Annotated in this window: 3 protein-coding genes; 2 read left to right on the plus strand and 1 reads right to left on the minus strand. The window is 43.2% G+C overall.

Going from position 1 to position 4374, the window contains the following annotated elements; all coding sequences use genetic code 11:
* A partial coding sequence (locus tag V7D75_RS11595; RefSeq protein ID WP_333614680.1) for a DNA translocase FtsK 4TM domain-containing protein occupies positions 1–1766 on the minus strand: 1766 nt, incomplete at its 3' end.
* 583 nt (positions 1767–2349) lie between these two features.
* On the opposite strand from V7D75_RS11595, the gene trxB reads away from it, so the two are divergent.
* Both trxB and aat read left to right on the plus strand, forming a co-directional pair.
* Positions 2350–3372 (plus strand): thioredoxin-disulfide reductase, encoded by a 1023-nt coding sequence (trxB, locus tag V7D75_RS11600; RefSeq protein WP_333614681.1) that lies wholly within the window; start codon positions 2350–2352, stop codon positions 3370–3372.
* Complete coding sequence (gene aat / locus V7D75_RS11605) at positions 3373–4209, plus strand: leucyl/phenylalanyl-tRNA--protein transferase (RefSeq protein ID WP_333614682.1); 837 nt, start codon at positions 3373–3375, stop codon at positions 4207–4209.
* Positions 4210–4374 lie beyond the last annotated feature (165 nt).

Genomic DNA, 4374 nt, shown 5'->3' on the forward strand with positions numbered 1-4374 from the left:
ATCGGCGTCAGGCTGCCACGATAAGCGGCGGTTTGCATCGAGCGTGATTTTTGACTAAAAGCGGCATCATCACTAATATGCGGCATTACCGGCAGATCAGTGTCGTCAGCTCGGCTGTCATCTTCTGGCACCATGTCAGTAATATGATTGCTGCTATCACCCTCTGGCACTGCAAAGCTTACGGTCGGTTTAGCGGCCACCGGAGCAGTATTGGTCACCGAAGTACCAGTATCCACCGTCGGCGCTAATTTAGGATTGGCAGGCGGCGTATTGGTCGGCGTCATGTCAACGGTTTCACTGATTTCATCGGCTAGAGCAGCGTTATCTGCCTGCCAGTCATTAGCTACTTCATGTTGGGTAGATGGCTCAGAGTTATTGGTAAACTCAGAGTCTTCGATAGACCAAGCTTCAGAAAAGTCATCCATTGAATTATCACTGTCATTACCGATTAAATCCTCTGCTATTTTTTGCTCCTTGGTGAAAGGCATTACTGGCGCTTCAATGACGGTTTGTTTCTGTTCTAACTCAGACGCTATTGGCACTGCGGCATGTTCTGCTAACCACGCATCTGCTAAGTTATTAACTGCTGAGCTATCAACTGCTAAATCAATGCTTTTTGTGATGTCATCTTCATCATTAATATCATCAAAAGCATTAATCGTAGCAGCAGAATCGTAACCAAACGTCTCTTGCTCAGCCATTGCTTCACGCGCCAACAAGTCCTCAACCGTATCAGCATCGTTCCAAGCAAAACTTGGTTCAACTTTACGTGCAGGAGCGGTAATAGAATTTACATTAGCTGTTTTTATAGTAGCCATTGACGCTTGCGATTGATTGGCATGACTAAAATTACTTGGATTAGCAGAAGCTGGTTGCAATTGCTCATCTTGCGCTGCGTTATTCGTTGCCGTTTGTGCTACTGCTGCCGCCGCTGACATAGACGCTTTAACGCTAGCACCGAGACCCGATGTCGCTAAAAAATCTTTTAATACGTTGTTAAAGCGCCCACTTTTATCGGCGGTTTGAGCATGATTAGCATGGTCAGTAGCTGACAAATCAAGGGGTAATTCTTGCGCCGCTTTTTCATCGCTCACACTTTGATCATTTTGCTGTTGCTCAGACGCTGTTGGCGCAGCTTGTCTATTTGCTCGCTTACTCTCACTACCTTGAACCGCACTATCTCGAGCCGCAGTATCGCGCCATGACCACGTTTTGATTTTTTGATAAATCGCTAACCAATGAATATTAAAAGCAAATGTGGCAGTAATCACCACAAATACTGTCAAAAATATTACACTACCCCACTGCGATAACAGCTGTGCCAAACGTGCTTGCAGCTCAAGCCCAATAATACCGCCAGCAACGCCTTTAAGCCCTGATGTCATCGGGTCTGCCACTTGCTGCACCAGCGCCACCAATTGCGCAAATAAGGCGCTGGCACTTAAGAGCAAAAATACATAAGCCACGACACGTAATAACCAAAACGTTGGTTTATTATCCCACCAAATCAGCACCGACTCATAAACCAAAAACGCCAGCAACCACCAAGCACCAAACCCAAAGAAGCTATAGAGCAAATCTGATAGCCAAGCGCCCATCTCGCCGCCCATGTTATTCACGGTCGTCATGTCACTGCTAATATGCGACCAGCTCGGATCGTTACCCGTATACGTCATCAAAATGACGAACAAATAAACCGCCAGTATTAACCCAAGCAGGGTAAATATGCCCTTTTTTAAATACTCAATAAGTGGTGCTGATATCACGTAAGATCTGCCTTGTTGTCAATACTCGTTGCTAATGCTCGTTAGTGCTCGTTAATAAGATAAATGCTTGTAGCTTATAATTGAAATTTTTCATTTGAAATAATTTTCTACTATTAAGTGACAATGTATAAAAGCAGTGTATAAGTCATCGTCTAACTTGCTGCGTTATTCACTCACCATTACGCTTGCATAACTTCTTATAATAACAAATACATAGACGTAGTGGCGACTACGTTATCAAGAAAGCGCAGAAGAAAATCAATTATTAAGCGGTTGAGCAAAAAATACAGTCATTAACCGAACATTCGCCACATCTTTCAGTAATAAACCAGTATGCAATGAAAAAGTATGCTTTCATTTTAAGAGCAATTTTTAAGCGCTCTGTGCTTTGATTCTAATGATACCCATATTCATTTTAGCAAACTTGCACTTTTTGCCCTCAGCCCTTATGTTATTATCACACAGCAATAAGAAAAACCATATTCATCGCGATTTTTAGCGACTATTTTTTATAACATTTATCATTTGTACCACGTATTTTAATTTTTATATTTCTTATTTAGATAGCAAGCAAGGAAATTTTATGGCAACTGATAACACGGCTCCGCGCCACGAAAAACTCATTATTTTAGGCTCAGGCCCTGCCGGTTACGCCGCTGCCGTTTATGCAGCACGCGCCAACCTAAAGCCTGTTATGGTCACAGGTTTAGAGGTTGGCGGGCAGCTGACCACGACTACTGAAGTCGATAACTGGCCGGGCGATGCCCACGATTTGACCGGTCCTGCGCTTATGGATCGTATGAAAGCCCATGCCGAGCGCTTTGGTACCGAACTGATCTACGACCATATCAATGAAGTCAATTTGAATGAGCGTCCTTTTACGCTAATCGGTAATAACGGTAGCTATACTTGTGATGCCCTGATTATCTCAACGGGCGCATCAGCGCAGTATTTAGGCTTAGAGTCAGAAAGCAAATTCCGCGGCCTTGGCGTATCAGCTTGTGCCACCTGTGATGGTTTCTTTTATAAAAACCAAAAAGTAGCAGTCATTGGTGGTGGCAATACCGCCGTTGAAGAGGCTTTATATTTATCAAATATCGCTTCTGAAGTGACGCTAGTCCATCGCCGCGACAGCTTGCGCTCTGAGAAAATCCTGCAAGATAAGCTGTTTGAAAAAGTCAAAAACGGTAACATTAAAATCGAATGGAACCACAAAGTTCGCGAAGTCGTCGGTGATGATATGGGCGTCAACGGTTTGATTATCGAATCGATGCTTGATGGTAGTACCAAGCAATTAGACGTATTTGGTATGTTTGTCGCCATTGGTCATAAGCCAAATACAGATTTATTCAAAGGTCAGCTAGATATGAAAGACGGCTACTTAATCGTTAATAGCGGTCTAAATGGAAATGCCACGCAAACCAGTATCGAAGGCGTATTTGCCGCGGGTGACGTCGCTGACCACGTTTATCGTCAAGCGATTACCTCAGCGGGTACGGGCTGTATGGCAGCACTTGATGCCGAAAAATATTTGGATGCAATGGGTGAAACAGTCGCTCGTGACCACACTTATGCTTCCACATTGACTGAAGATAAAGAAGCATAAATGAGCGATTTTGCTAAAGATAACGACCGCATTAATATTAATGCGGCTGCTATAGCGCCTGAAAATTTTCGTCAATACATAAAAAGTCTTGGGCGTTATAACTTTCCCGATCCTATGATGGTGGATCCTGATGGCATCGGTATCGTTGCTGTCGGTGGAGATTTAGCGCCTGAAACGCTAATTTCTGCTTATGCGCAGGGATTATTCCCGTGGTTTAATGAAGATGAGCCTATCGCGTGGTGGTGTCCTGAGCCGCGCTGCGTTATGCTGCCAACGGATTATAAGCCTAGTAAATCACTACGCAAACAAGCGGGTCGCAGTCGTTGGCAATTGACCCTTAACCAAGCTTTTAATGACGTTATTCATGCTTGTAGCTTACCGCGTAGCGATGGTTTCAATGACTCGCTACCCGAGGGCGAACATACTTGGATTCATAGTGAAATGATTGACGCATATACTGAGCTACACACACAAGGCTTTGCCCATAGCATTGAGGTTTGGGATGATAAGCAGCAATTGATTGGCGGTTTATACGGCTTAAAAATAGGCGGTATTTATTTTGGTGAGTCGATGTTTCATGTCGCTTCAAATGCTTCAAAGCTCGCTTTTTGGGGCTTAATGAGTTTATGTGAGCAAAGCAATGTCCAATTGGTAGACTGTCAACTACCAAACGACCATTTATTAAGTTTGGGAGCTGAAACCTTGCCACGCGCTAATTTTTTGCTAAAGCTAGATACTTTAATTGGTAGCCGTTCAGTCAAATGGCAAAAGGACTCTCATCAACCTTTAGCAGTCTCACTTCTCGATAAACCTCAGCCGTGGCAATCAAAAATATAAAGTAAATTTAAATGAATTTATTTTTAAATAAATATAGTAACAAAGAATACTTTCTATCATTTTTTACACAATTAGTAAGTTAGCTATTTTACTTACGAGGTCAGTATGGCACCCGATACAGCATTTTTATTAATTGGCACATTGGCGACCAAGGCCAATACCACC

It is taken from the genome of Psychrobacter sp., from assembly GCF_036731945.1.
Classification (GTDB): domain Bacteria; phylum Pseudomonadota; class Gammaproteobacteria; order Pseudomonadales; family Moraxellaceae; genus Psychrobacter.